The 23,453-nt window shown below is 58.2% G+C and carries 25 protein-coding genes; 16 read left to right on the top strand and 9 right to left on the bottom strand.

Going from position 1 to position 23,453, the window contains the following annotated elements:
- Positions 1–5: 5 nt before the first annotated feature.
- From mutM to radC, 4 genes are all read right to left on the bottom strand, one after another.
- Positions 6–815: a bifunctional DNA-formamidopyrimidine glycosylase/DNA-(apurinic or apyrimidinic site) lyase gene (gene mutM, locus ACLEXF_RS21880; RefSeq protein ID WP_064178615.1), complete on the bottom strand. Its 810-nt coding sequence runs from the start codon at positions 813–815 to the stop codon at positions 6–8.
- A 135-nt stretch (positions 816–950) separates the two neighbouring features.
- Positions 951–1,118: a 50S ribosomal protein L33 gene (gene rpmG / locus ACLEXF_RS21875; protein ID WP_002922510.1), complete on the bottom strand. Its 168-nt coding sequence runs from the start codon at positions 1,116–1,118 to the stop codon at positions 951–953.
- Between the two features lie 20 nt (positions 1,119–1,138).
- Positions 1,139–1,375 (bottom strand): 50S ribosomal protein L28, encoded by a 237-nt coding sequence (gene rpmB, locus ACLEXF_RS21870; RefSeq protein ID WP_000091955.1) that lies wholly within the window; start codon positions 1,373–1,375, stop codon positions 1,139–1,141.
- Between the two features lie 216 nt (positions 1,376–1,591).
- A complete protein-coding gene (radC, locus tag ACLEXF_RS21865; protein ID WP_017900054.1) occupies positions 1,592–2,257 on the bottom strand; it encodes a RadC family protein in 666 nt (221 codons plus the stop codon).
- 172 nt (positions 2,258–2,429) lie between these two features.
- Here radC and coaBC point away from each other — a divergent pair, with 172 nt between their 5' ends.
- From coaBC to slmA, 3 genes are all read left to right on the top strand, one after another.
- Positions 2,430–3,644 carry a bifunctional phosphopantothenoylcysteine decarboxylase/phosphopantothenate--cysteine ligase CoaBC gene (gene coaBC, locus ACLEXF_RS21860; protein WP_032431274.1) on the top strand — a complete coding sequence of 405 codons (1,215 nt, stop codon included), beginning with the start codon at positions 2,430–2,432 and terminating at the stop codon, positions 3,642–3,644.
- Complete coding sequence (dut, locus tag ACLEXF_RS21855) at positions 3,622–4,080, top strand: dUTP diphosphatase (RefSeq protein ID WP_017900056.1); 459 nt, start codon at positions 3,622–3,624, stop codon at positions 4,078–4,080. The genes coaBC and dut overlap by 23 nt, the downstream gene beginning before the upstream one ends.
- A gap of 124 nt (positions 4,081–4,204) precedes the next feature.
- Entirely contained in the window at positions 4,205–4,801 is a 597-nt protein-coding gene (slmA, locus tag ACLEXF_RS21850; RefSeq protein WP_004205072.1) for a nucleoid occlusion factor SlmA, read from the top strand.
- Positions 4,802–4,847: 46 nt separating this feature from the next.
- On the opposite strand, the gene pyrE is transcribed toward slmA, so the two are convergent.
- Entirely contained in the window at positions 4,848–5,489 is a 642-nt protein-coding gene (gene pyrE / locus ACLEXF_RS21845) for an orotate phosphoribosyltransferase (protein ID WP_004205073.1), read from the bottom strand.
- Positions 5,490–5,554: 65 nt separating this feature from the next.
- Positions 5,555–6,271 (bottom strand): ribonuclease PH, encoded by a 717-nt coding sequence (rph, locus tag ACLEXF_RS21840; protein WP_004205074.1) that lies wholly within the window; start codon positions 6,269–6,271, stop codon positions 5,555–5,557.
- A gap of 126 nt (positions 6,272–6,397) precedes the next feature.
- On the opposite strand from rph, the gene ACLEXF_RS21835 reads away from it, so the two are divergent.
- The 3 genes from ACLEXF_RS21835 (at position 6,398) to ACLEXF_RS21825 (ending at position 9,248) form a co-directional block, all read left to right on the top strand.
- Entirely contained in the window at positions 6,398–7,261 is an 864-nt protein-coding gene (locus ACLEXF_RS21835) for a YicC/YloC family endoribonuclease (RefSeq protein ID WP_004205076.1), read from the top strand.
- A gap of 179 nt (positions 7,262–7,440) precedes the next feature.
- The gene (locus ACLEXF_RS21830) at positions 7,441–8,193 is read left to right on the top strand and encodes an isocitrate lyase/PEP mutase family protein (RefSeq protein ID WP_043522734.1); all 753 of its coding nucleotides are present in this window, start codon (positions 7,441–7,443) and stop codon (positions 8,191–8,193) included.
- Positions 8,190–9,248 (top strand): bifunctional transcriptional activator/DNA repair enzyme AdaA, encoded by a 1,059-nt coding sequence (locus ACLEXF_RS21825; RefSeq protein WP_043522736.1) that lies wholly within the window; start codon positions 8,190–8,192, stop codon positions 9,246–9,248. Before ACLEXF_RS21830 ends, ACLEXF_RS21825 begins: the two co-directional genes overlap by 4 nt.
- A 33-nt stretch (positions 9,249–9,281) precedes the next feature.
- Here ACLEXF_RS21825 and ACLEXF_RS21820 read toward each other — a convergent pair whose 3' ends face one another.
- Positions 9,282–10,556: a chloride channel protein gene (locus ACLEXF_RS21820; protein ID WP_043522738.1), complete on the bottom strand. Its 1,275-nt coding sequence runs from the start codon at positions 10,554–10,556 to the stop codon at positions 9,282–9,284.
- 275 nt (positions 10,557–10,831) lie between these two features.
- Between ACLEXF_RS21820 and ACLEXF_RS21815 the strand changes: the two genes are divergently transcribed.
- Positions 10,832–11,449, top strand: coding sequence for a trimeric intracellular cation channel family protein (locus ACLEXF_RS21815; RefSeq protein ID WP_002922654.1), 618 nt, complete (start codon positions 10,832–10,834; stop codon positions 11,447–11,449).
- Between the two features lie 5 nt (positions 11,450–11,454).
- Here ACLEXF_RS21815 and ligB read toward each other — a convergent pair whose 3' ends face one another.
- Complete coding sequence (ligB, locus tag ACLEXF_RS21810; protein ID WP_043522741.1) at positions 11,455–13,131, bottom strand: NAD-dependent DNA ligase LigB; 1,677 nt, start codon at positions 13,129–13,131, stop codon at positions 11,455–11,457.
- A gap of 258 nt (positions 13,132–13,389) precedes the next feature.
- Here ligB and gmk point away from each other — a divergent pair, with 258 nt between their 5' ends.
- The 7 genes from gmk to fpr all read left to right on the top strand — a co-directional run bounded on the left by gmk (position 13,390) and on the right by fpr (position 21,376).
- Positions 13,390–14,013, top strand: coding sequence for a guanylate kinase (gmk, locus tag ACLEXF_RS21805; RefSeq protein ID WP_002922664.1), 624 nt, complete (start codon positions 13,390–13,392; stop codon positions 14,011–14,013).
- A 54-nt stretch (positions 14,014–14,067) separates the two neighbouring features.
- Positions 14,068–14,343 (top strand): DNA-directed RNA polymerase subunit omega, encoded by a 276-nt coding sequence (rpoZ, locus tag ACLEXF_RS21800; protein ID WP_000135058.1) that lies wholly within the window; start codon positions 14,068–14,070, stop codon positions 14,341–14,343.
- A gap of 18 nt (positions 14,344–14,361) precedes the next feature.
- Positions 14,362–16,482 carry a bifunctional GTP diphosphokinase/guanosine-3',5'-bis pyrophosphate 3'-pyrophosphohydrolase gene (gene spoT / locus ACLEXF_RS21795; RefSeq protein ID WP_004205080.1) on the top strand — a complete coding sequence of 707 codons (2,121 nt, stop codon included), beginning with the start codon at positions 14,362–14,364 and terminating at the stop codon, positions 16,480–16,482.
- A 161-nt stretch (positions 16,483–16,643) separates the two neighbouring features.
- Positions 16,644–17,333 carry a tRNA (guanosine(18)-2'-O)-methyltransferase TrmH gene (gene trmH / locus ACLEXF_RS21790; protein ID WP_023319341.1) on the top strand — a complete coding sequence of 230 codons (690 nt, stop codon included), beginning with the start codon at positions 16,644–16,646 and terminating at the stop codon, positions 17,331–17,333.
- Positions 17,334–17,338: 5 nt separating this feature from the next.
- A complete protein-coding gene (recG, locus tag ACLEXF_RS21785; RefSeq protein WP_043522747.1) occupies positions 17,339–19,420 on the top strand; it encodes an ATP-dependent DNA helicase RecG in 2,082 nt (693 codons plus the stop codon).
- A gap of 48 nt (positions 19,421–19,468) precedes the next feature.
- Entirely contained in the window at positions 19,469–20,479 is a 1,011-nt protein-coding gene (gene glpX, locus ACLEXF_RS21780; RefSeq protein WP_004205085.1) for a class II fructose-bisphosphatase, read from the top strand.
- A gap of 150 nt (positions 20,480–20,629) precedes the next feature.
- Positions 20,630–21,376, top strand: a complete 747-nt coding sequence (gene fpr, locus ACLEXF_RS21775; protein ID WP_048293911.1) for a ferredoxin--NADP(+) reductase — start codon at positions 20,630–20,632, stop codon at positions 21,374–21,376.
- On the opposite strand, the gene ACLEXF_RS21770 is transcribed toward fpr, so the two are convergent.
- Entirely contained in the window at positions 21,377–21,805 is a 429-nt protein-coding gene (locus ACLEXF_RS21770) for a DUF805 domain-containing protein (protein WP_004173894.1), read from the bottom strand.
- A gap of 112 nt (positions 21,806–21,917) precedes the next feature.
- Here ACLEXF_RS21770 and ACLEXF_RS21765 point away from each other — a divergent pair, with 112 nt between their 5' ends.
- Positions 21,918–22,517: a YiiQ family protein gene (locus ACLEXF_RS21765; RefSeq protein ID WP_043522751.1), complete on the top strand. Its 600-nt coding sequence runs from the start codon at positions 21,918–21,920 to the stop codon at positions 22,515–22,517.
- 109 nt (positions 22,518–22,626) lie between these two features.
- Positions 22,627–23,394, top strand: a complete 768-nt coding sequence (tpiA, locus tag ACLEXF_RS21760; RefSeq protein ID WP_002922909.1) for a triose-phosphate isomerase — start codon at positions 22,627–22,629, stop codon at positions 23,392–23,394.
- Positions 23,395–23,453 lie beyond the last annotated feature (59 nt).

The raw sequence follows: 23,453 nt of genomic DNA, 5'->3' as shown, positions 1-23,453 counted from the left end.
GGTGACTATTTCTGACACTGGCGGCAATAAAAGGTCGCCCGCTGGGCATGCTTGGTCCCGACGACCGGCGCGCCGCAGATCCGGCAGGGTTCGCCCTTGCGGCCATAGACCTGTAGCTCCTGGGCAAAATAACCGGGCTTGCCATCGCTTTGCAGGAAGTCCTTCAGCGTGGTGCCGCCCTGCTCTATCGAGCGCAGCAGGACCAGCTTAATCACCTTCACCAACTGCTCGCACTCGTCCCGCGACAGCGAGGACGCCAGCCTGTCAGGGTGGATCCCGGCGGAGAACAGCGATTCACTGGCGTAGATATTGCCGACGCCCACCACCAGCTTGTTATCCATCAGCCAGGGTTTGATCGCGGTTTTCTTCTTCGCGCATTTCTGCTGGAGATAGTCGGCGTTGAAGGCATCGCTTAGCGGTTCCGGCCCCAGATGCGCCAGCACCGGGTGGCCTTCCAGCTCTTTGGTCCATAGCCAGGCGCCAAAGCGGCGCGGATCGGTATAGCGCAGGACTTTACCGTTACTCATAACCAGATCAACGTGATCGTGTTTTTCCGCAGGCAGCTCTTCGCTCAGGATGCGCAGGCTCCCCGACATCCCAAGATGGACGATGATCCAGCCGTCCGGGAGTTCCAGAAGCAAATATTTGGCGCGACGTCGCACGCTGAGCACCGGAACGTCGCTCAGGCGATAAATCTCTTCGGAAACCGGCCAGCGCAACCGTCCGTTGCGCACGACGGCGTGCAGAATGGTGGCGCCAACCAGGTGCGGCTCAATGCCGCGACGGCTGGTTTCAACCTCTGGTAATTCAGGCATGATTTTCCTCCATTAACCCGGCGTATTGTGCTTCACGGACAGGTGGCTGAAAAGGGAGTGTGTGAAAGCAATATGGGGGAGTTTTAAAAACAAAAAACCCCGCCGGAGCGGGGTTTTTATACAAGGAGGCTAAAATTATTTGATTTTAGCTTCTTTGTAGATAACGTGCTGACGTACAACCGGATCGTACTTTTTCAGTTCCATTTTTTCCGGTTTGGTACGTTTGTTCTTCGTGGTGGTGTAGAAGTGACCAGTACCAGCGGAAGAAACCAGCTTGATTTTCTCACGAATACCTTTAGCCATGATTTATTTCCTCTAAGTACTTAGTACTTTTCGCCACGGGCACGCAGTTCAGCCAGAACTGTATCGATGCCTTTCTTATCGATTACACGCATACCTTTAGCAGATACGCGCAGGGTGACAAAACGCTTCTCGCTCTCAACCCAGAAACGGTGAGAGTGCAGGTTCGGCAGGAAACGGCGTTTAGTCGCGTTCAGTGCGTGGGAACGGTTGTTACCGGTCACCGGACGCTTGCCAGTAACTTGGCAGACTCGGGACATGTCTATTCTCCAAAAATCAAATTAGCTCGAGCTTCGTATGGGGTATTGGCGCCTCGTCAGGCTTTACAGCCTGGTCATCGCAGTTCAATGTGAACTCTCGACTGCCAGGCCCAAATGCCAAACCCGAGATTCTCAAAGGTGGCGTAGTATACGCTGACTCGGCGATGTGCTCAAGTCCCGAACAGACAAAGATCCCGAAGGATCGCCAGTTCGGGGCTAAATCCAGCCACGTTCGGCAAAAGATACATACGCACCGCGGCCGATAACCAGATGGTCAAGCACACGTATCTCCATGAATCGACAACACTTTACCACCCTTTCGGTAATCAGCCTGTCAGCCTGACTCGGCTCCGGACTACCGGAGGGATGATTATGCGCAAGGATCACGGCGGCGGCGTTCACTTTGATGGCTTCGCGTACAATTTCTCGCGGATGCACCTCAACGTGGCTAAGAGTACCAGAAAAAAGGCGGCTATGTTTCAACACGCGGTTCTGATTATCTAAAAAGATCACCATAAAGATCTCGCGCTCCTCTTCCGTCAGCTGGCTTTGCAAAAATTCCCGCGTCATCGAGGGGGTGACCAGCGCGGCCTCCTCAACCAGCTGCGAGCTAAAATAGCGCCGCGCCAGCTCGGCAATCCCCTTCAGTTGCGCATATTTCGCCAGCCCCAGCCCGTCAACGGCAACCAGTTGCGCTTTATCAGCGGAAAGCAGAGCGTAGAGCGAACCAAAACGCTGCAATAACGCCTGGGCGTAGCTCAGCACATCCTGACGGCGTGTGCCAATGCGCAGAAACAGCGCCAGTAGCTCAACATCCGTCAGCGCCTCGATGCCGAATTGCAGCATCTTCTCCCGTGGCATCAGATTTTCCGTTCCGTCCATGCGCCCTCCTGCGTGAATCAGCCTATCCTGGCACAACCTGACGACGCTGCCGACCCGCCGCTTTTCACCCTGCGTAGCCGCTCGCAAAGTGAATGCCCGTCAGAGGCACGACGGCGGCAGGATTGTGATAAGATGCGCGGATTCTGGTCTACGGCAACAGGAATACATCATGATGACTCTGGCGGGTAAAAAAATCGTCCTGGGCGTCAGCGGCGGTATCGCGGCGTATAAAACCCCGGAACTGGTACGGCGACTACGTGAACGCGGCGCGGAAGTGCGTGTCGCAATGACGGAGGCGGCAAAAGCGTTCATCACCCCACTCAGCCTGCAGGCGGTATCCGGCTATCCGGTTTCCGACAGCCTGCTCGATCCGGCGGCGGAAGCGGCCATGGGCCATATTGAGCTCGGAAAATGGGCCGACCTGGTGATCCTCGCCCCGGCGACCGCCGATTTGATTGCCCGCGTGGCGGCCGGCATGGCTAACGATTTGGTGTCGACGATCTGTCTTGCCACCCCTTCTCCGGTTGCCGTCTTGCCCGCCATGAACCAGCAGATGTATCGCGCGCAGGCCACCCAGCATAATCTGCAGACGCTCGCTTCCCGCGGCCTGCTGCTGTGGGGACCGGACAGCGGTAGCCAGGCCTGCGGCGACATCGGCCCGGGGCGAATGCTCGATCCGTTAACCATCGTGGAGATGGCCGCACAGCATTTCGCCTCCCCTGTCAAAGATTTGCAACATCTCAACCTCATGATTACCGCGGGCCCGACCCGTGAACCGTTGGATCCGGTGCGTTACATCTCTAACCACAGCTCCGGTAAGATGGGCTTCGCGATTGCCGCCGCCGCCGCACAGCGCGGCGCGAACGTGACCCTGGTCAGCGGACCGGTATCACTTCCGACACCGCCCTTTGTGCAGCGTATTGATGTCACTACCGCGCTGGAAATGGAAGCGGCCGTCCAGGCCGGCGCTCAACAGCAGCACATTTTTATTGGCTGCGCCGCGGTGGCGGATTACCGCGCCGCCGCCATCGCCGAAGATAAAATAAAAAAACAAGGTGATGAATTAACAATAAAAATGGTTAAAAACCCGGATATCGTGGCCGGGGTTGCAGCGCTAAAATCGCATCGCCCCTACGTCGTTGGGTTTGCCGCCGAAACGAATAATGTGGAAGAATATGCGCGGCAAAAACGTGCCCGCAAAAACCTCGACCTGATTTGCGCCAACGATGTTTCCCAGCCTAATCAGGGCTTTAACAGCGATAGTAACGCATTACACCTTTTCTGGCAGGATGGGGAAAAGCGCTTACCACTTGAGCGCAAGGAACTCCTGGGCCAATTATTACTCGACGAGATCGTGACCCGTTATGATGAAAAAAATCGACGTTAAGATTCTGGACCCGCGTGTCGGCCAGCAATTTCCGCTGCCGACCTATGCCACCTCCGGCTCCGCCGGACTTGACCTGCGAGCCTGTCTCGACGACGCCGTAGAGCTTGCGCCGGGCGCAACCACGCTGTTGCCGACCGGCCTTGCGATTCATATCGCCGATCCCTCTCTGGCGGCGGTGATCCTGCCGCGCTCCGGCCTGGGTCATAAGCATGGCGTGGTGCTGGGCAACCTGGTGGGCCTTATCGACTCCGATTACCAGGGGCAGCTGATGGTGTCCGTCTGGAACCGCGGTCAGCAGAGCTTTGTTATCGAGCCGGGCGAACGTATCGCGCAGATGGTCTTTGTGCCGGTCGTGCAGGCGGAATTTAACCTGGTGGAATCTTTCGATGCCACCGACCGCGGCGAAGGCGGCTTCGGTCACTCAGGGCGCAAATAGGCCCAGCAACACGGAATCTGCATCCCAACGCGCATAATGCAATAACACCACCGCAAACTCTGGTTTGCGGTCGCGTTGTGGATGTCTGCCTGACAAGTGCTTATTTTCAGGGGTATTTTAAAACATGGCAGAAAAGCAAACTGCGAAACGGAATCGTCGCGAAGAAATACTTCAATCTCTGGCGCTAATGCTGGAATCCAGCGATGGTAGTCAACGTATTACCACCGCGAAACTGGCGGCTTCCGTCGGCGTCTCTGAGGCCGCGCTGTATCGCCATTTTCCCAGCAAAACCCGCATGTTTGACAGCCTGATCGAGTTCATTGAAGACAGTCTGATTACGCGCATCAATTTGATTCTGAAAGATGAGAAGGACACGTCCGCGCGCCTGCGCCTGATTGTTCTGTTGATTCTTGGGTTTGGCGAGCGTAATCCTGGGCTGACGCGCATCCTCACCGGACACGCGCTGATGTTCGAACAGGACCGGCTGCAGGGCCGTATCAACCAGCTTTTTGAACGCATCGAAGTGCAGCTGCGTCAGGTGATGCGCGAGAAAAAAATGCGCGAAGGCGAAGGCTACACGCTCGACGAAACGCTGCTGGCCAGCCAGCTGCTCGCCTTCTGCGAGGGCATGCTGTCGCGCTTTGTGCGCAGCGAGTTCAAATACCGTCCGACGGATGATTTCGACGCCCGCTGGCCGCTGGTCGCCGCACAGCTGCAGTAGTTTTCTTTGCATTGCCCGGTAGCGCTCTGCTTACCGGGCTTTTTCGTTACACGCCGTAGGCTTCGCGATAAGCGCGAACGGCCGCCAGGTGTTCCGCCATCTCCGGTTTCTCTTCCAGGTAAGCGATCAGCTCTTTCAGGGTTACGATCGAGATAACCTGGCAGCCGTAATCCCGCTCCACTTCCTGAATGGCGGAGATTTCACCGCGGCCGCGCTCCTGACGATCCAGGGAGATCAGCACGCCCGCCAGCTGCGCGCCGTTGGCCTGGATGATCTCCATGGATTCGCGAATCGCCGTACCGGCGGTGATCACGTCATCCACCAGCATGACCCGCCCCTGCAGTGGACTACCGACCAGATTGCCGCCTTCGCCGTGAGTCTTTGCCTCTTTACGGTTAAAGCAGTAAGGCAGGTCGCGGTCATGGTGTTCGGCTAACGCCACCGCGGTGGTGGTGGCGATCGGGATCCCTTTGTAGGCCGGGCCAAACAGCAGGTCGAACTCAATCCCGGAATCCACCAGCGCCTCGGCATAAAAACGGCCCAGCAGAGCCAGATCGCGCCCGGTGTTAAACAGGCCGGCGTTAAAGAAATAGGGGCTCTTACGCCCGGATTTCAGCGTAAACTCGCCAAACTTAAGAACCTGCTTGCTTAGCGCAAACTCAATAAACTGGCGCTGATACGGCTTCATGGATTCGCTCCTCATCTTACTTTTTTACGGTCAAAAAAAAGGCGACTTCTCAGTCGCCTTAAAAACTAATCTACTAACGCCGCCTTCTGCGTCGTAATAATGGATTCGATCCCCCCTCGGGCTAACGCCAGGAGAGTGAGGAGCTCTTCATGGGTGAACGGCTCGCCTTCTGCCGTACCCTGCACCTCAATGATGCGACCATCTTCGGTCATCACCACGTTCATGTCGGTTTCCGCGGCAGAGTCTTCGATGTACTCCAGATCGCAGATGGCTTCGCCATTAACGATCCCAACAGAGACCGCCGCCACCATCCCTTTCATCGGGTTAGTTTTCAGCTTGCCGGCCGCCACCAGCTTATTCAGCGCGTCGGCCAGCGCCACGCAGGCACCGGTAATAGACGCGGTGCGGGTGCCGCCGTCGGCCTGCAGCACATCGCAGTCGAGGGTGATAGTAAATTCGCCCAGCGCTTTCAGATCAACCGCCGCGCGCAGCGCACGGGCGATCAGGCGCTGAATTTCCATCGTCCGGCCGCCCTGCTTGCCTTTTGCCGCTTCACGCGCGTTACGCGTGTGCGTTGAACGCGGCAGCATGCCATATTCAGCGGTGATCCACCCCTGTCCCTGTCCTTTCAGGAAACGCGGAACGCCTTCGTCAATGGAGGCGGTGCACAGCACTTTGGTATCACCGAATTCAACCAGCACAGAGCCTTCAGCGTGTTTTGTGTAATTACGGGTCAGGGTGACGGGGCGCACCTGGTTGGCGCTACGACCTGCTGGACGCATGATAGAAATCTCCGGCTTGAAACGAATGTGGCTGCGCATTATACGGATTAAAGGCGCTTATTCCTATCCTGATAAGGCCTCGAAAGCTATAATCCTCCCCACTCTCCTTTAAAAACAGGAACGACTATGATCCGCAGTATGACCGCCTATGCCCGCCGTGAAATCAAGGGTGACTGGGGTAGCGCCGCATGGGAGCTGCGCTCGGTAAACCAGCGCTATCTGGAAACGTACTTCCGCCTGCCGGAGCAGTTCCGTAGCCTGGAGCCCGTGGTACGCGAACGCATTCGCGCCCGCCTGACTCGCGGTAAAGTCGAATGCACCCTGCGTTTTGAACAAGACCCCAGCGCTCAGGGCGAACTCATTCTCAACGAAAAACTGGCTAAACAGCTGGTTAACGCTGCCAACTGGGTGAAAATGCAGAGCGATGAAGGGGAAATCAATCCGGTTGATATCCTGCGCTGGCCGGGCGTGATGGCCGCCAAAGAGCAGGATCTTGACGCCATCGCCGCCGACATTCTGGCAGCCCTTGACGGCGCGCTGGATGACTTCATCGTCGCTCGCGAAACGGAAGGCCAGGCGCTGAAAACGCTTATCGAGCAGCGTCTTGAAGGCGTGAGCGGCGAAGTGGCGAAAGTTCGCGCTCATATGCCGGAAATTCTCCAGTGGCAGCGCGAGCGTCTGGTCGCCAAGCTGGAGGATGCGGAAGTGCAGCTGGAGAATAACCGTCTCGAGCAAGAGCTGGTGCTGATGGCGCAGCGTATCGACGTTGCCGAAGAGCTGGACCGCCTCGAAGCCCACGTGAAAGAGACCTACAACATTCTGAAAAAGAAAGAGGCCGTGGGTCGCCGTCTCGACTTTATGATGCAGGAGTTCAACCGTGAGTCGAACACCCTGGCGTCAAAATCGATCAATGCCGAGGTCACCAACTCCGCAATTGAGCTGAAAGTGCTGATCGAGCAAATGCGCGAGCAGATCCAGAATATCGAGTAACGCGCTCTCGTCTGTTAAAGTCTTTCCGTTCACAAGGCCATGATCAATCATGGCCTTTTTATTTATCTCTACCGCAGGCTGACGATAAGCTGCCGTAAAAAATAGTCGTCCAGTTTTCGGTTGTGGCCAATGAGCACAACGCGGCACAGTCAGGGGAAACACCACTGCGGGAGAAAAGAATGGACTTCAACGCGCTTCACCAGCAAAACCAACCTTTGTTGCTTGCCAACGTCTGGGACGCCAGCAGCGCTCAGGCCGCTCAGCAGGCCGATTACCAGGCGCTGGGGACCTCCAGCGCCGCTATCGCCGCGATGTTAGGCTATAAAGATGGCGAAGAGATGAGTTTTGACGAGCTGTTCTATATCGTCTCACGCATCAAAGCCGTTAGCGAACTGCCGTTAAGCGTCGATTTAGAGGCCGGCTACGGCGCCACAACCAGCCACATTATTGAGAATATTCAGCGTCTGGCGCATCTCGGCGTGAGCGGAATAAACCTCGAGGATAGTCAGGTGGTAAATAACAGGCGTCTTCTTGATGATCCGAAGCGCTTTGCCGTCAAACTGCAGGCAATCACCCGCGCCTGTCCCGGCATGTTTGTTAATGTCCGCACCGATACCTTTCTTCTCGACGTTCAAGATGCGCTGGATCAGACGCTCTATCGCGGTCAACTCTACGCGAACCACGGCGCAGACGGTTTTTTTGTGCCTTGCGTCACCCATGCAGAGGATATTACCTCCATCGTTCGCCGCGTGCCTTTACCATTAAACGTAATGTGTATGCCTGAGCTGGCAGACTTCAGCGCCTTATCTGCGCTGGGCGTAAGACGTATTTCAATGGGCAATTTTTTGCACGCTGCCACACAGACCAAACTGAAAGACTTATTCTGTCAGGTACAAGCTCATCACTCTTTCTCGGACGTTTTTTTACCATGAAAATTACCGACAGTGTCCAGTGCGATATCTGGTATCAGGCGCTGCTTGAACGCGCAGTGGAATTCACCGGCGTCTTTTTCGTTGGCGTCAAAACCACCGGTGTATTTTGTATCTCGGTCTGCCGGGCGCGAAAACCCAGACGCGAAAACGTCGAATTTTATAATGACGTTAAATCCGCGCTGGATGCTGGATTCCGGCCATGCAAAGTCTGTCGCCCGACGGAGAATGCCCGGACGGCTCCCGCCTTTGTTGAGCAAGCGCTTCGCCTGCTGCGAGAAAATCCGAAGGTTCGCCTCAGCGATAACGAACTACGTCAGCATGATATTAGCCCGGAACGCGTTCGCCGCTGGTTCCTGCAAAATCACGGGATCACTTTTCAGGCTTTTCAACGGATGCAGCGCGTGAATATGGCGCTTCAGGAGCTGAAAGCAGGCCGCTCAACTACCGATGTCGCTTTCGATAGCGGCTACGAATCCTTAAGCGGCTTCGGCTATACCTGCAAAAAATTGACCGGTTCCGCTCCCAGCGCGCAACGCCAGATTGTTTTAATTCATCGCTTTACCACTCCGCTAGGACCAATGTTCGTGTGCGCAACGCAAGGGGGAATTTGTCTGCTGGAATTTGTCGACAGACGAGCGCTGGAGACAGAATTCAGCGACCTGCAGCGACGGTTCGACGCCAGCATCATCGCAGGAGAAAACGCCCACACCCGGCAGGCGCAACAAGAAATAACAGAGTATTTTGCCGGGCAGCGCCAATCATTCGAGGTGGCGCTTGATACGCCAGGCAGTGAGTTCCAGCGAGCGGTCTGGCACAGTTTACAGCGCGTTAGCTTCGGCGAGACGACGAATTATCAATCCATTGCCATGGATATAGGTAAGCCGACGGCCACGCGGGCGGTCGCTTCCGCAAATGGTGCCAATCGTGTCGCCATCATCATCCCCTGTCATCGAATTATCGGCAAAGATGGTTCGATGACGGGTTATGGCGGCGGCATTGCGCGTAAAAAATGGCTTATCAACCATGAGGCAACCATCAGGCAAAATTGCGGCTGATTTTACTTCCAGGATGAATGGCCCTCTCCCGGTTCACTTTCGCTGCAGCTCATTAACCGCTTTCTTATCCAGTACCCGGCAGGTCAAAAACGCCCCTGCCGCGCACAGCAGCGTCGGGGCCAGATAGCTGTGATCCATGTGGGTGAATTCCATCACCAGCACCACCGCCGTCAGCGGCATCTGCATGGAGGCGGCGAGAAAAGCGGCTGCTCCCACCAGGGCGAAACTACTTTCATCTCCGCCGGGGAACCCTGATTGCCAGAGCGCGCAGAGCAGCAGGCTGGCCAGCCCGCCCACCGCCAGCCCCGGGGTTAGCAACCCGCCCTCCGCGCCGCCGCGCAGCACCGCCAGGATCACCACCATCTTCAGCCCTAACAGGATCGCGACCATGGAGAGAGGCAGCCCGTCGCTGAGCGCCAGCTGCATCGGCCCCTTGCCATTGCCCGGTAGCGCAGGGAACCAGAGGCTCAGGACGGCAAGAAGTGAAAACGCCAGCAGACAGAACACTGGCATCTGCCAGTTACTTCGCACGCGTGAACGCGCTGCGTTGGTCGCTTTGCGAAAGAGCCAGGCGCCGGCGCCCAGAATCGGGCCCACCAGAATCGCCCACCAGAGAAAGGTGTGCGGAAGCGCGCTGGAAACAAAATGGTATTGCGATTCATCCCCTAACCCGAGGGTGGCCGTCCAGGCGGCAATCGCCGAGGTCATTATCGCCGCCAGCGTTTTTTCCCAGCTAAACGACAGCAGCATGACCTCGAGGGTGAACAACGCCCCTGCCAGCGGGACGTTATACACCGCCGCCAGGCCCGCGCCCGCCCCACAGGCAATCAGCGTGCGGGTGTCATCCTCCAGCAGGCTCAGCTTACGCGCCACCATCCCCCCTCCCAGCGCGCCCATTTCCCGCGGCGCCACTTCGCGGCCAAGCGGGGAACCCAGCGCTACGGTGACGATCTGCAACAGGGCGTGGATCGTCGTGGTGCCCGCGGGCATGGGGACGGAAGGGTTAGCCGCCGCCGCGGCAATGGAAACCCGCTTCTGCCCATAGCGACCAAGCAGCCACCAGCCAAATCCGGCGACGATGCCGCCGGCCACGATTGCCGCGATGCGACGTGGCCAGGGCGACGCCGTGACGCCCTGTAAAAATGACACCGAACCGACGATCTGCCCGGAACTGTAGCCAAAAGCCAGGTGCTGAATGGCGTGTAAAATCAGTGCCAAAACCATGCCGGACAGACCGGCCAAAATCCCGGTTAATACCACGGCCAACAGGCGAGTCAGAGAATGTTTGCTCCCGGCGGCGACACGCATTTTCTCATCTCCTCGAGAAAGAAAATAAAAGGATAAAGGTCGGGACTTAAACATTAGGTATTCGTAGCGTTTTCAATATAGAAAATCGATCGGGAACAAGTCATTACTTTTTCTAATCTTTAAAAATTCAAAAAATAGAAATCAACCGCCAATTAAAGCCAATTTAATCTATATTGGCATTAGTTTTTCCTGGCCTAACGATTTCACTTTAGAAAATCTCAATCGTGATCCTGCGCACAAATCGTTAACCTGCCGGCCACTGTCTGGGGGGATCTATGCTGCTTCATGTTCTGTATTTAATCGGTATCACCGCGGAAGCCATGACCGGAGCGCTGGCTGCCGGGCGTCGGCGGATGGATACGTTCGGCGTCATTATTATCGCCACCGCGACCGCGCTGGGCGGGGGTTCCGTTCGCGATATCCTGCTGGGACACTATCCTCTCGGCTGGGTGAAGCATCCGGAATACGTCATTATTGTCGCCGTCGCCGCCGTCCTTACCACAATTGCCGCCCCGGTAATGCCGCACCTGCGCCGGCTTTTCCTGGTGCTGGATGCGCTGGGGCTGATCGTATTTTCCATCATCGGTGCGCAAATCGCCCTGGATATGGGAGAAGGGCCGGTTATCGCCTCTATTGCTGCGGTCATCACCGGCGTTTTTGGCGGTGTACTGCGCGATATGTTCTGCAAACGCATTCCGCTGGTCTTCCAGAAAGAGCTGTACGCCGGGATCTCGTTTGCCGCAGCGGTACTCTATATAGCGCTGCAACATTACGTTAGCAGCCACGATGTGGTGGTCCTGGCCACGCTGCTGTTCGGCTTTACCGCCCGCATGCTGGCGCTGCGCTGGAAGCTCGGGCTACCGGTCTTCCACTACACCCACGACGCCCACTAACCGCCTCAAAACCCGGGGATGCGTTGCCCGCTAAGCCATTGCGCCAGCGCCGCCACGTCAGGGTGATGCAGGAAAGCCACCAGCTGTCGGGCTCTGATCGCCCCCACGCCCGGCAGCGTGCGCCATTGCGCTTCACTCTTTGCCGTGAGGAGGCGCCAGTTTTCATTTCCAGGCTGCGCCAGCGCCTCCTGGGGCACCGGGATCCCCATCGCCAGCACCCAGCGTATAAAAGGCCGTTTACGAATAAGATCAAACTGATGCCAGAGGTGCTGCCCACGGGCGGCCGAGATCCCAGGCATCGCCTGCAGCTGCTCCGACGTGAGCGCCAGCCAGGAAAAAAGATGCTCCATCGGGTGCTGCCGCTGAATGACGCGCCATACGTTTTCCCCTACGCCATCGATATCCAGCACCGACTTTGATGACAACCAGACCAGCCGGGAAAGAAACTGTTCGCTGCACTCAGGGGTGGCGAAATAGCAGGTTAGCGCATTGAATTTGGCCGCCGGCGGCGTCGGTTTAAGGCGCTCGGCCATCCGCCAGACGACCGCGTCGATCCGTGGAATACCCTGACCTGCCAGACTGATCTGCAGCTGATCGCCAACCCCAATATCCAGCGCCTGCCAGCGGGCCACAGAGCCAACGTTAACCCGCTGCACGCGTTTGTCATCCAGTCGCTGGGGCTCAAGCTCAGCCACTACGTTGACTCTACCGCTGCGGCCGGTACTGAAATGGATCGCCCGCACCTCCATCACCCGCGATGCCGGAGGATATTTCCAGGCTGCCAGCCATTCGCCCTTTCCCGGTGACCAGACGCGCCCCGCCGGTTCGCGCCCTTCACGCACAATCACGCCATCGCTGACGAAGGGCAGCGGCGAGCGATACCACCGCTGGCGCCACTCCGCCACCTGCTCAACACGCGTCACCGGATGGGTGTATTGTCCGCTGTAGATAAACCCCGCCTGCGCCAGCAGCTTCTGACGACGGCGCATATCCAACGGACCGTCTGGCCAGGCCCAGATAAAAACGTCCAGCTGGCTGAGGGGCGCCGCCGCGTCAGCCCGCATCATCAACCCGGCGACTTTCGCCCGCGCGTTCATTCCGCCAGCCTGCTGCTGAACATGCCCCTCCCGACGCAGAAACAGCTCCCCCTGCAGCACGCTGTTGGCCAGTTCGCCGGTCGTCAGCTTCGCCAGCGCCGGGATCTGCCGCGCTCGGGCGGTCCACAACTCACCGCGCAGGCCATCCCCGCGGCTGATAGCCTGAACCAGATGCCCCTGGCGATAGACCAGGGTTACCGCCACGCCGTCCACCTTAGGCTGTATCCACAGGTCGGTTTTATTTTTCATCCAGCGGGCCAGGCTGGCTTCATCCGCCAGCTTGCGTACGCCGGTATGGGCGACCGGATGACGCGTATCGCCGGTCGGTGGAGACAGACCGTCCTCCTCAGGCGTCGCGCCCGGAAAGCATTGCCGCCACTGCGTCAGGCGCTGGGTGAGCTGGTCGTAAACGTCATCACTCACCTCGCTGGCGCCCTGTCGCCAGTAAGCCTCGTTCCAGGCGTCAATCTGTTGATGAAGACGTGCAATCTCCTGTCTGCCTTTAGCCGGCGGCCAGTCCGGGCACGTCGCCAGCGCGCTGGCAGAGAACATCCCTATCGCCAGCCACCCCCCTCCTTTACGCATTGCAGTTCCCTCCTTCAGCACCTGACGGAGAGTCTGCGGCAGAATACCGGAAACCGCGACGGGGGCTTTTTCACCCTGCGAAGCGCCTTCCAGGATTTGCACCTCGTTGCAGCAACAGCTGGCGAATTCAGGAAAACGGCAGGCAAAATGAAAGAAACAGCGGCAAAAAGTGTGACAAGGACTGCGTCACGCCGCGGCGACGTGTATAATAGGCTCGTATGTAGGACCTCTTTCGATAACCACATACAAAAGACACTCATGGCTCAAGGCACGCTTTATATTGTTTCCGCCCCTAGCGGCGCGGGTAAATCCAGCCTGATTCAGGCTTTATTAAAAACCCAACCGTTGTATGACACCCAGGTATCGGTTTCCCATACCACGCGGGCGCCGCGTCCGGGTGAAGTGCACGGCGAACACTATTTCTTCGTGAATCACGACGAATTCCGCTCGATGATTGGCGAAAACGCGTTTCTGGAACATGCAGAGGTCTTTGGCAACTATTACGGCACGTCGCGTAAAGCGATCGAGCAGGTGCTGGCGACCGGTGTTGATGTCTTCCTCGATATCGACTGGCAGGGCGCGCAGCAGATCCGTAAAAGCATGCCGGGCGCACGCAGCATTTTTATTCTGCCGCCGTCAAAAGATGAACTGGACCGTCGCCTGCGCGGCCGCGGCCAGGACAGCGAAGAGGTGATCGCGAAACGAATGGCCCAGGCCGTTGCGGAAATGAGCCATTACGCCGAATATGATTACCTGATTGTGAATGATGATTTTGACACCGCCCTGAGCGACCTGAAAAATATCATCCGCGCTGAACGTCTGCGCATGAGCCGCCAAAAGCAGCGACATGGCGCTTTAATCACCAAACTATTGGCAGACTGAACCCACATTCAGTATCATGCCCAGTCATTTCTTCATCTGTGGAGCATTTTAAGTATGGCACGCGTAACTGTTCAGGACGCTGTAGAGAAAATTGGTAACCGTTTTGACCTGGTACTGGTCGCCGCGCGTCGCGCTCGTCAGATGCAGGTAGGCGGAAAGGATCCGCTGGTACCGGAAGAAAACGATAAAACCACCGTAATCGCACTGCGCGAAATCGAAGAAGGTCTGATCAACAACCAGATCCTCGACGTACGTGAGCGCCAGGAACAGCAAGAGCAGGAAGCCGCTGAATTACAAGCCGTTACCGCGATTGCTGAAGGTCGTCGTTAATCACACAGCGGGTCGCCCTTGTATCTGTTTGAAAGCCTGAATCAGCTGATTCAAAACTACCTGCCGGAAGACCAGATCAAACGTCTGCGGCAGGCGTATCTCGTTGCACGTGACGCTCACGAGGGTCAGACACGTTCAAGCGGTGAACCTTATATTACGCACCCGGTCGCGGTAGCCTGTATTCTGGCCGAGATGAAGCTCGACTACGAAACGCTGATGGCCGCGCTGCTGCATGATGTGATTGAAGATACTCCCGCCACCTACCAGGACATGGAACAGCTTTTTGGTAAAAGCGTCGCCGAACTGGTAGAGGGGGTATCGAAACTTGATAAGCTCAAGTTCCGCGATAAGAAAGAGGCGCAGGCCGAAAACTTTCGTAAAATGATCATGGCGATGGTGCAGGACATCCGCGTCATCCTCATCAAGCTTGCCGACCGCACCCACAACATGCGTACCCTGGGCTCGCTACGCCCGGATAAACGCCGCCGCATCGCCCGCGAAACGCTGGAAATCTACAGCCCGCTGGCGCACCGTTTAGGTATCCATCACATCAAAACTGAGCTCGAAGAGCTGGGCTTTGAGGCGCTGTACCCGAACCGCTACCGCGTCATTAAAGAGGTGGTCAAAGCGGCGCGCGGCAACCGTAAAGAGATGATCCAAAAGATCCTCTCGGAAATCGAAGGGCGTTTGCAGGAAGCGGGGATCCCCTGCCGCGTCAGCGGTCGCGAAAAGCATCTGTACTCGATCTACTGCAAAATGGTGCTCAAAGAGCAGCGTTTTCACTCGATCATGGATATCTACGCCTTCCGCGTTATCGTCCATGATGCCGATGTCTGCTACCGCGTGCTTGGCCAGATGCACAGCCTCTATAAACCGCGTCCAGGTCGTTTCAAAGATTATATCGCCATTCCGAAAGCGAACGGCTATCAGTCTTTGCACACCTCGATGATCGGCCCCCACGGCGTCCCGGTCGAGGTACAAATTCGTACCGAAGACATGGACCAGATGGCGGAGATGGGGGTCGCGGCGCACTGGGCTTATAAAGAGCACGGCGGCGAAAGCAGCACCACCGCGCAAATCCGCGCCCAGCGCTGGATGCAGAGCCTGCTGGAGCTGCAGCAGAGCGCCGGCAGCTCGTTTGAATTTATTGAGAGCGTTAAATCCGATCTGTTCCCCGATGAGATTTACGTTTTCACCCCGGAAGGGCGCATTGTCGAACTGCCCGCTGGCGCCACGCCGGTGGACTTCGCCTATGCGGTGCATACCGATATCGGCCATGCCTGCGTCGGCGCGCGCGTCGACCGCCAGCCCTATCCACTGTCGCAGCCGCTCTCCAGCGGTCAGACTGTCGAAATTATTACCGCGCCGGGCGCACGTCCGAATGCCGCCTGGCTGAACTTTGTCGTCAGCTCGAAGGCGCGCGCCAAGATCCGTCAGCTGCTGAAAAACCTCAAGCGCGATGACTCGGTCAGCCTTGGCCGTCGTCTGCTCAACCACGCGCTAGGCGGTAGCCGCAAACTCGCCGAGATCCCGCCGGAGAATATCCAGCGCGAGCTCGACCGGATGAAGCTGGCCTCGCTCGACGATCTGCTGGCGGAGATCGGTCTGGGCAACGCCATGAGCGTGGTGGTGGCGAAAAACCTGCAGCAGGGCGAAGCCGCTGCGGCTCCGGTGCCGGCCAATGCCTCGAACCACGGCCATCTACCGATCAAAGGCGCCGATGGCGTGCTGATCACTTTTGCCAAATGCTGTCGTCCGATCCCCGGTGACCCGATTATCGCCCACGTCAGTCCCGGCAAAGGGCTGGTTATCCATCATGAATCCTGTCGTAACATCCGCGGCTACCAGAAAGAGCCGGAGAAATTTATGGCGGTTGAGTGGGATAAAGAGACCGCTCAGGAGTTCATTACGGAGATCAAGGTGGATATGTTTAACCACCAGGGCGCACTGGCTAACCTGACGGCGGCGATCAACACCGCCTCTTCCAATATCCAGAGTCTGAATACGGAAGAGAAAGATGGCCGCGTATACAGCGCCTTTATCCGCCTGACCGCCCGCGACCGCGTGCATCTGGCGAATATCATGCGCAAAATCCGCGTCATGCCGGACGTGATTAAAGTCACCCGTAACCGAAATTAGCTTTTAGACAAAACATTCGAATTGCATCAAGGCGGCAAGCGAATGACAAATCTGCCGGGAGCAGATTTGAACGCTGCTTGCAGGCCCCGTCAGGGGAGAGGCTCAGGGATGGGCCGCGTGATCCGCAGCGACTAAAGAGGTAATTCGAAGGATGAAGTGTAATGAATTCACAGCGTTATGCGCGTATCTGCGAGATGCTCGCCAGGCGTCAGCCTGACCTGACGGTCTGCATGGAGCAGGTCCATAAGCCCCATAACGTCTCTGCGGTCATCCGGACCGCAGACGCCGTTGGCGTACACGAGGTGCACGCGGTCTGGCCGAGCAGCCGGATGCGCACCATGGCCTCCGCCGCCGCGGGCAGCAACAGCTGGGTGCAGGTGAAAACCCACCGTACCATCGCAGATGCCGTCGGCCACCTCAAAGGCCAGGGTATGCAAATCCTCGCCACCCATCTTTCCGGCAAAGCCATCGATTTCCGTGAAATCGACTATACGCGCCCAACCTGCATCCTGATGGGTCAGGAGAAAACCGGCATCACTCAGGAAGCGCTGGCCCTGGCCGATCAGGACATTATTATCCCGATGATCGGCATGGTGCAGTCGCTGAACGTCTCCGTCGCCTCGGCGCTGATCCTGTATGAAGCCCAGCGGCAGCGACAGAACGCCGGGATGTACCAACGCGCCAACAGCATGCTGCCGCCGGAAGAGCAGCAGCGCCTGCTGTTTGAAGGCGGCTATCCGGTGCTGGCCCGCGTCGCGAGACAGAAAGGGCTGCCTTACCCCCACGTTAACGAGCAGGGCGAAGTGGAAGCCGATGCCGCGTGGTGGGCCACCATGCAGGCTGCGAGGTAAACCCCATGTCAGGCCGCCTGTTAGATGCCGTTCCGCTCAGTTCACTCACCGGCGTTGGGGCTGCGCAGAGCAGCAAGCTGGCGAAGATCGGCCTGCATACGGTACAGGATCTGCTGCTGCACCTGCCTTTGCGCTACGAAGATCGCACCCATCTTTACCCGATAGCCGATCTGCTGCCCGGGGTTTATGCCACCGTGGAAGGCGAAGTGCTCAACAGCAATATCACCTTCGGCGGCCGCCGAATGATGACCTGCCAGATCAGCGATGGCACCGGCATCCTCACCATGCGCTTTTTCAACTTCAACGCGGCGATGAAAAACAGCCTCGCGACCGGTCGACGAGTGCTGGCCTACGGTGAAGCCAAACGCGGGAAGTACGGCGCCGAGATGATCCACCCGGAATACCGCGTCCAGGGCGATATGAGCACCCCGGAGCTGCAGGAGACCCTGACGCCGGTCTACCCGACTACCGAAGGCATTAAGCAGGCGACCCTGCGCAAGCTCACCGATCAGGCGCTCGAGCTGCTCGAGACCTGCGCAATTAGCGAACTCCTGCCGCCGGAGCTGTCGCAGGGGATGATGAGCCTGCCGGAGGCGCTGCGTACGCTGCACCGTCCGCCTCCCTCCTTGCAACTTAGCGAGCTGGAAAGCGGCAAGCACCCGGCGCAGCAGCGCCTGATTCTGGAAGAGCTGCTGGCGCACAACCTTAGTATGCTGGCGCTGCGGGCAGGCGCCCAGCGCTATCACGCCCTGCCGCTCGGCGCCAACGATACCCTGAAAAATCAGCTGCTGGCCTCCCTGCCCTTTAAGCCCACCGGCGCGCAGGCGCGGGTCACCGCCGAGATCGAGCGCGATATGGCGCTGGACGTGCCGATGATGCGCCTGGTGCAGGGCGACGTCGGCTCCGGTAAAACGCTGGTCGCCGCCCTGGCCGCTCTGCGCGCTATCGCCCACGGCAAACAGGTGGCGCTGATGGCGCCCACCGAACTGCTCGCCGAGCAGCACGCCAACAACTTCCGCAGCTGGTTTGCACCGCTGGGCATTGAGGTCGGCTGGCTGGCGGGCAAACAGAAAGGCAAAGCACGCCAGGCGCAGCAGGACGCTATCGCCAGCGGCGAGGTGCAGATGATTGTCGGCACCCACGCCATCTTCCAGGAACAGGTGCAGTTTAACGGCCTGGCGCTGGTGATCATCGACGAACAGCACCGCTTCGGCGTACACCAGCGGCTGGCGCTGTGGGAGAAAGGTCAGCAGCAAGGTTTCCACCCGCATCAGCTGATCATGACCGCCACGCCGATCCCGCGCACCCTGGCGATGACCGCCTACGCCGACCTCGATACCTCGGTTATCGACGAGCTGCCGCCGGGCCGAACCCCGGTGACTACCGTCGCTATCCCGGACACCCGGCGCAGCGATATTATTGACCGCGTGCGCAACGCTTGCACCCACGAAGGCCGCCAGGCGTATTGGGTCTGTACGCTGATTGAGGAGTCCGATCTGCTGGAGGCCCAGGCGGCGGAAGCGACCTGGGAGGAGCTCAAGCTGGCGCTGCCGGAGCTGAATATCGGTCTGGTGCACGGGCGGATGAAACCGGCGGAGAAGCAGGCGGTGATGCAGGCTTTCAAGCAGGGCGAAATGCATCTGCTGGTGGCCACGACGGTCATTGAAGTCGGTGTCGACGTACCGAACTCGAGCCTGATGATTATCGAAAACCCGGAACGTCTGGGTCTGGCGCAGCTGCACCAGCTCAGAGGGCGCGTCGGGCGCGGCGCGGTCGCTTCCCACTGCGTGCTACTCTATAAATCGCCGCTCTCTAAAACGGCGCAGAAACGCCTGCAGGTGCTGCGTGACAGTAACGACGGTTTCGTCATCGCCCAGAAAGACCTTGAAATTCGCGGTCCCGGTGAGCTGCTCGGCACCCGCCAGACCGGCAACGCTGAGTTTAAAGTGGCGGATTTGCTGCGCGATCAGGCGATGATCCCCGACGTTCAGCGCATTGCGCGTCACATTCATGAACGCTATCCGCTGCAGGCCCAGGCGCTGATCGAGCGCTGGATGCCGGAAACCGAACGCTATTCCAACGCGTAGCGCGCTTTTGCCGCGCTGCGGGCAATCTTTCTACACAATGAGTGGATTATGAAACGAGAACTGGCCATCGAATTTTCGCGTGTCACCGAAGCCGCCGCGCTGGCGGGCTATAAATGGCTGGGCCGCGGCGATAAAAACTCCGCCGACGGCGCAGCGGTTAACGCCATGCGCATTATGCTTAACCTCGTCAATATCGACGGCACCATCGTCATCGGCGAGGGCGAAATCGATGAAGCGCCGATGCTCTATATCGGCGAAAAAGTGGGCACCGGCCAGGGCGATGCGGTGGATATCGCCGTCGATCCCATCGAAGGTACCCGGATGACGGCGATGGGCCAGGCTAATGCCCTGGCAGTGATGGCGGTCGGCGATAAAGGCTGCTTCCTCAACGCGCCGGATATGTATATGGAAAAGCTGATTGTCGGCCCAGGCGCTAAAGGCGCTATCGATCTCAATCTGCCGCTGGAAGAGAACCTGCGCAATATCGCCCGCGCGCTGAACAAGCCGCTGGGCGAGCTGACCGTCACCGTGCTGGCGAAACCGCGCCACGATGCGGCGATTGCTCAGCTGCAGCAGCTGGGCGTGCGCGTGTTCGCCATTCCCGATGGCGACGTCGCGGCCTCCATTCTCACCTGCATGCCGGATAGCGAAGTGGACGTGCTGTACGGCATCGGCGGCGCGCCGGAAGGGGTGGTTTCCGCCGCGGTGATCCGCGCGCTCGACGGCGATATGCAGGGCCGCCTGCTGGCTCGTCACCACGTGAAGGGCGACAGCGAAGAGAATCGCCGCATCGGTGAAAACGAGCTGGCGCGCTGCAAAACCATGGGCATCGAAGCGGGTAAAGTGCTGCGCCTTGATGAAATGGCGCGCAGCGATAACGTCGTCTTCTCCGCTACCGGCATCACCAAAGGCGATCTGCTGGACGGCATCACCCGTAAGGGCAATATGGCCACCACCGAGACGCTGCTGATCCGCGGCAAGTCGCGCACCATCCGTCGGATCCAGTCGATTCATTACCTCGACCGTAAAGATCCGGACGTCCAGCAGCACATCCTGTAATACCGCTTTCTCTCCTCCAGGCAACCGTCCGCGGGCGGTTGTCCTGTTCTTCGTTTATATTTGATCAATAGAGCTTTCTTGCGCCTGCGGGGTGGAAATCTTGCCCGTCTGGGCCGAAGATAAGGCATCGCTTGGCAACAGGAGAAGACGATGGCGGACTGGGTTAGCGGCAAAGTGACAAAAGTGGAGTACTGGACGGACGCCTTGTTCAGTTTATACGTGCGGGCGCCTGTCCATCCGTTTACCGCCGGGCAATTTACCAAGCTCGGGCTGGAAATCGACGGCGAACGCGTGCAGCGCGCCTACTCCTACGTCAACGCCCCCGGCAATCCCGATCTCGAGTTCTATCTGGTCACCGTCCCGGAAGGCAAGCTGAGCCCGCGTCTGGCGGCGCTGAAACCGGGCGATGAGGTCCAGGTGGTGAGCGAAGCGGCTGGCTTCTTCGTCCTCGAGGAAGTACCGGATTGCGATACTCTGTGGATGCTGGCGACCGGCACCGCCCTCGGGCCTTATCTGTCGATTCTCCAGGAAGGCAAAGATCTTGAGCGATTTACTCATCTGGTGCTGGTCCACGCCGTGCGCTACGCCGCGGACCTGAGCTATCTGCCGCTGATGCGCGAACTCGAGCAGCGCTACGCCGGCAAATTACGCATCCAGACGGTGGTCAGCCGCGAAACCGTGGCAGGCTCGCTGACCGGCCGGGTGCCGTTCCTGATTGAAACCGGGGCGCTGGAGGAGGCGGTCGGCCTGCCGATGACCCGCGACACCAGCCATGTGATGCTGTGCGGCAACCCGCAGATGGTGCGCGATACCCAACAGCTGTTAAAAGAGACCCGGCAGATGACCAAACATCTGCGTCGCCGGCCGGGCCACATGACGGCGGAGCACTACTGGTAATCAGGCGTCCGCTTTCCAGCGCACGTCCTGGGTCTCCTTGCCGAACTTATTCTCGCCCTGGGTGCCGACAAACGCCCCCAGGTCGATCAGCATCATGACGATAATCAGCGTCGGCACAAAGCGCCCGACGCCCCACTGCCAGACCTGCGGCAGCATCGCCCAGTTCCCCGCCAGCAGCATCCACGCCAGAATCATCAGCAGCGCCCACAGTCCGGATTTGCCGCGATCGTGCAGCCGCTTCACCACCACCGCCGCCGTCGGCCACAGCAGGCAGACAATAATAAACGCCGCCGTCTGCAGATTAAGCAGATTGCTGCCTGCCAGGGTGAACAGCGCGCTCATGGTCACCAGCCAAATGGCAATCCAGATCCAGAAATCGCGGCGGCCAATGCGCCCTTTAATTGAGAATAACCACTGCTGTAGGGTCATGCGTTTTTCCTTATCATCATCGTCTGCGTAGTTTACCCTGGCGTCGTGACTTTTTGACAAGCGCCGCGCTTCCCGATTTAATCGTCAGCAGGCAAAAAAAGGAACGACGGGCATGAAGAAGTGGACAATCTTGTGTTTCAGTGGGCTGATGGGCCTTGCCGTCGGCCCGCATGCGTTGTCCGCAGAAAGCGAATCGACGACCGCTGCCCCCTACCTGCTCGCCGGCGCGCCGAGCTTTGACCTGTCGATCAGCCAGTTCCGGGAAAAATTTAACGTCGATAACCCGAAGCTGCCTCTGAATGAATTCCGTTCCATATCAACCAGCCGCGATCGGGCTAACCTGACCCGCGCCGCCAGCAAGATTAACGAAAATCTCTATGCCTCCACCGCGCTGGAGCGCGGCACGCTGAAGATCAAATCCATGCAGATCACCTGGCTGCCGATCCAGGGGCCGGAGCAAAAGGCGGCGAAGGCCAAAGCGCTGGAGTATATGAGCGCCATGATCCGCGCCTTCGTGCCCACCCTTAGCCCGGCGCAGAGCCAGCAAAAACTGCAGAAACTGCTGACTGCCGGCAAAGGCAAACGCTACTTCTCCGACACCGAGGGCGCCGTGCGCTATGTGGTGGCAGATCATGGTGAAAAGGGTCTGACCTTCGCTGTTGAACCGATTAAGCTGGCGCTATCTGAAACGCTGGAAGGTAACAATAAATGACAAAAAGCAAAGCCTTTCCAGTGACGAGTCTCTATACTGTTTCACAGACCATGCTGCCCTCTGGGGCGGCTATATTCCTTAATTCGCTTAAGTAGCGTGGAGAATTAAAATGCGACATCCTTTAGTGATGGGTAACTGGAAACTGAACGGCAGCCGCCACATGGTAAACGAACTGGTTGCGAACCTGCGTACCGAGCTGGCTGGCGTAAGCGGCTGCGCAGTTGCCATCGCCCCGCCGGAAATGTATCTGGACCTGGCTAAGCGTGCGGCAGAAGGCAGCCACATCCACCTGGGCGCGCAGAACGTTGACGTAAACCTGTCCGGCGCTTTCACCGGTGAAACCTCCGCCGAAATGCTGAAAGATATCGGCGCACAGTACATCATCATCGGCCACTCCGAGCGTCGTACCTACCACAAAGAATCCGACGAGCTGATCGCGAAGAAATTCGCCGTGCTGAAAGAGCAGGGTCTGACTCCGGTACTGTGCATCGGTGAAACCGAAGCCGAAAACGAAGCGGGCAAAACGGAAGAAGTTTGCGCACGTCAGATCGACGCCGTGCTGAAAACCCAGGGCGCTGCCGCTTTCGAAGGCGTGGTTATCGCTTACGAACCTGTATGGGCTATCGGTACCGGCAAATCCGCGACCCCGGCTCAGGCTCAGGCGGTGCACAAATTCATCCGTGACCACATTGCTAAAGCTGACGCGAAAATCGCTGAGCAAGTGATCATCCAGTACGGCGGTTCCGTTAACGCTGGCAACGCCGCAGAGCTGTTCACCCAGCCGGACATCGACGGCGCGCTGGTTGGCGGCGCCTCCCTGAAAGCAGACGCTTTCGCGGTGATCGTTAAAGCAGCAGAAGCAGCGAAAAAAGCGTAATCCGCTTTTCCCGGTGGCGACACGCGACCGGGTTGACTGACAAAACGTGGGAGCCCGGC

The sequence above is a fragment of the Klebsiella pneumoniae complex sp. WS1778 genome (assembly GCF_049472055.1).
Taxonomy (GTDB): Bacteria; Pseudomonadota; Gammaproteobacteria; order Enterobacterales; family Enterobacteriaceae; genus Klebsiella; species Klebsiella quasipneumoniae.
Note: the sequence above shows the minus strand (reverse complement) of the source record. Positions and strands in the feature narration are given on the sequence as shown.

Bases quoted from the DNA above. Each gene is read 5' to 3' on its own strand.
- ACLEXF_RS21825 (WP_043522736.1), top strand. From the start codon at position 8,190: ATGAAAATTACCGACAGTGTCCAGTGCGATATCTGGTATCAGGCGCTG.
- ACLEXF_RS21835 (WP_004205076.1), top strand. From the start codon at position 6,398: ATGATCCGCAGTATGACCGCCTATGCCCGCCGTGAAATCAAGGGTGAC.
- mutM (WP_064178615.1), bottom strand. From the start codon at position 815: ATGCCTGAATTACCAGAGGTTGAAACCAGCCGTCGCGGCATTGAGCCG.
- rpmG (WP_002922510.1), bottom strand. From the start codon at position 1,118: ATGGCTAAAGGTATTCGTGAGAAAATCAAGCTGGTTTCTTCCGCTGGT.
- coaBC (WP_032431274.1), top strand. From the start codon at position 2,430: ATGACTCTGGCGGGTAAAAAAATCGTCCTGGGCGTCAGCGGCGGTATC.
- rph (WP_004205074.1), bottom strand. From the start codon at position 6,271: ATGCGTCCAGCAGGTCGTAGCGCCAACCAGGTGCGCCCCGTCACCCTG.
- glpX (WP_004205085.1), top strand. From the start codon at position 19,469: ATGAAACGAGAACTGGCCATCGAATTTTCGCGTGTCACCGAAGCCGCC.
- tpiA (WP_002922909.1), top strand. From the start codon at position 22,627: ATGCGACATCCTTTAGTGATGGGTAACTGGAAACTGAACGGCAGCCGC.
- ACLEXF_RS21820 (WP_043522738.1), bottom strand. From the start codon at position 10,556: ATGCGTGTCGCCGCCGGGAGCAAACATTCTCTGACTCGCCTGTTGGCC.
- recG (WP_043522747.1), top strand. From the start codon at position 17,339: ATGTCAGGCCGCCTGTTAGATGCCGTTCCGCTCAGTTCACTCACCGGC.
- dut (WP_017900056.1), top strand. From the start codon at position 3,622: ATGATGAAAAAAATCGACGTTAAGATTCTGGACCCGCGTGTCGGCCAG.
- slmA (WP_004205072.1), top strand. From the start codon at position 4,205: ATGGCAGAAAAGCAAACTGCGAAACGGAATCGTCGCGAAGAAATACTT.
- ligB (WP_043522741.1), bottom strand. From the start codon at position 13,131: ATGCGTAAAGGAGGGGGGTGGCTGGCGATAGGGATGTTCTCTGCCAGC.
- rpoZ (WP_000135058.1), top strand. From the start codon at position 14,068: ATGGCACGCGTAACTGTTCAGGACGCTGTAGAGAAAATTGGTAACCGT.
- radC (WP_017900054.1), bottom strand. From the start codon at position 2,257: ATGGACGGAACGGAAAATCTGATGCCACGGGAGAAGATGCTGCAATTC.
- ACLEXF_RS21815 (WP_002922654.1), top strand. From the start codon at position 10,832: ATGCTGCTTCATGTTCTGTATTTAATCGGTATCACCGCGGAAGCCATG.
- ACLEXF_RS21765 (WP_043522751.1), top strand. From the start codon at position 21,918: ATGAAGAAGTGGACAATCTTGTGTTTCAGTGGGCTGATGGGCCTTGCC.
- pyrE (WP_004205073.1), bottom strand. From the start codon at position 5,489: ATGAAGCCGTATCAGCGCCAGTTTATTGAGTTTGCGCTAAGCAAGCAG.
- gmk (WP_002922664.1), top strand. From the start codon at position 13,390: ATGGCTCAAGGCACGCTTTATATTGTTTCCGCCCCTAGCGGCGCGGGT.
- trmH (WP_023319341.1), top strand. From the start codon at position 16,644: ATGAATTCACAGCGTTATGCGCGTATCTGCGAGATGCTCGCCAGGCGT.
- rpmB (WP_000091955.1), bottom strand. From the start codon at position 1,375: ATGTCCCGAGTCTGCCAAGTTACTGGCAAGCGTCCGGTGACCGGTAAC.
- fpr (WP_048293911.1), top strand. From the start codon at position 20,630: ATGGCGGACTGGGTTAGCGGCAAAGTGACAAAAGTGGAGTACTGGACG.
- ACLEXF_RS21830 (WP_043522734.1), top strand. From the start codon at position 7,441: ATGGACTTCAACGCGCTTCACCAGCAAAACCAACCTTTGTTGCTTGCC.
- ACLEXF_RS21770 (WP_004173894.1), bottom strand. From the start codon at position 21,805: ATGACCCTACAGCAGTGGTTATTCTCAATTAAAGGGCGCATTGGCCGC.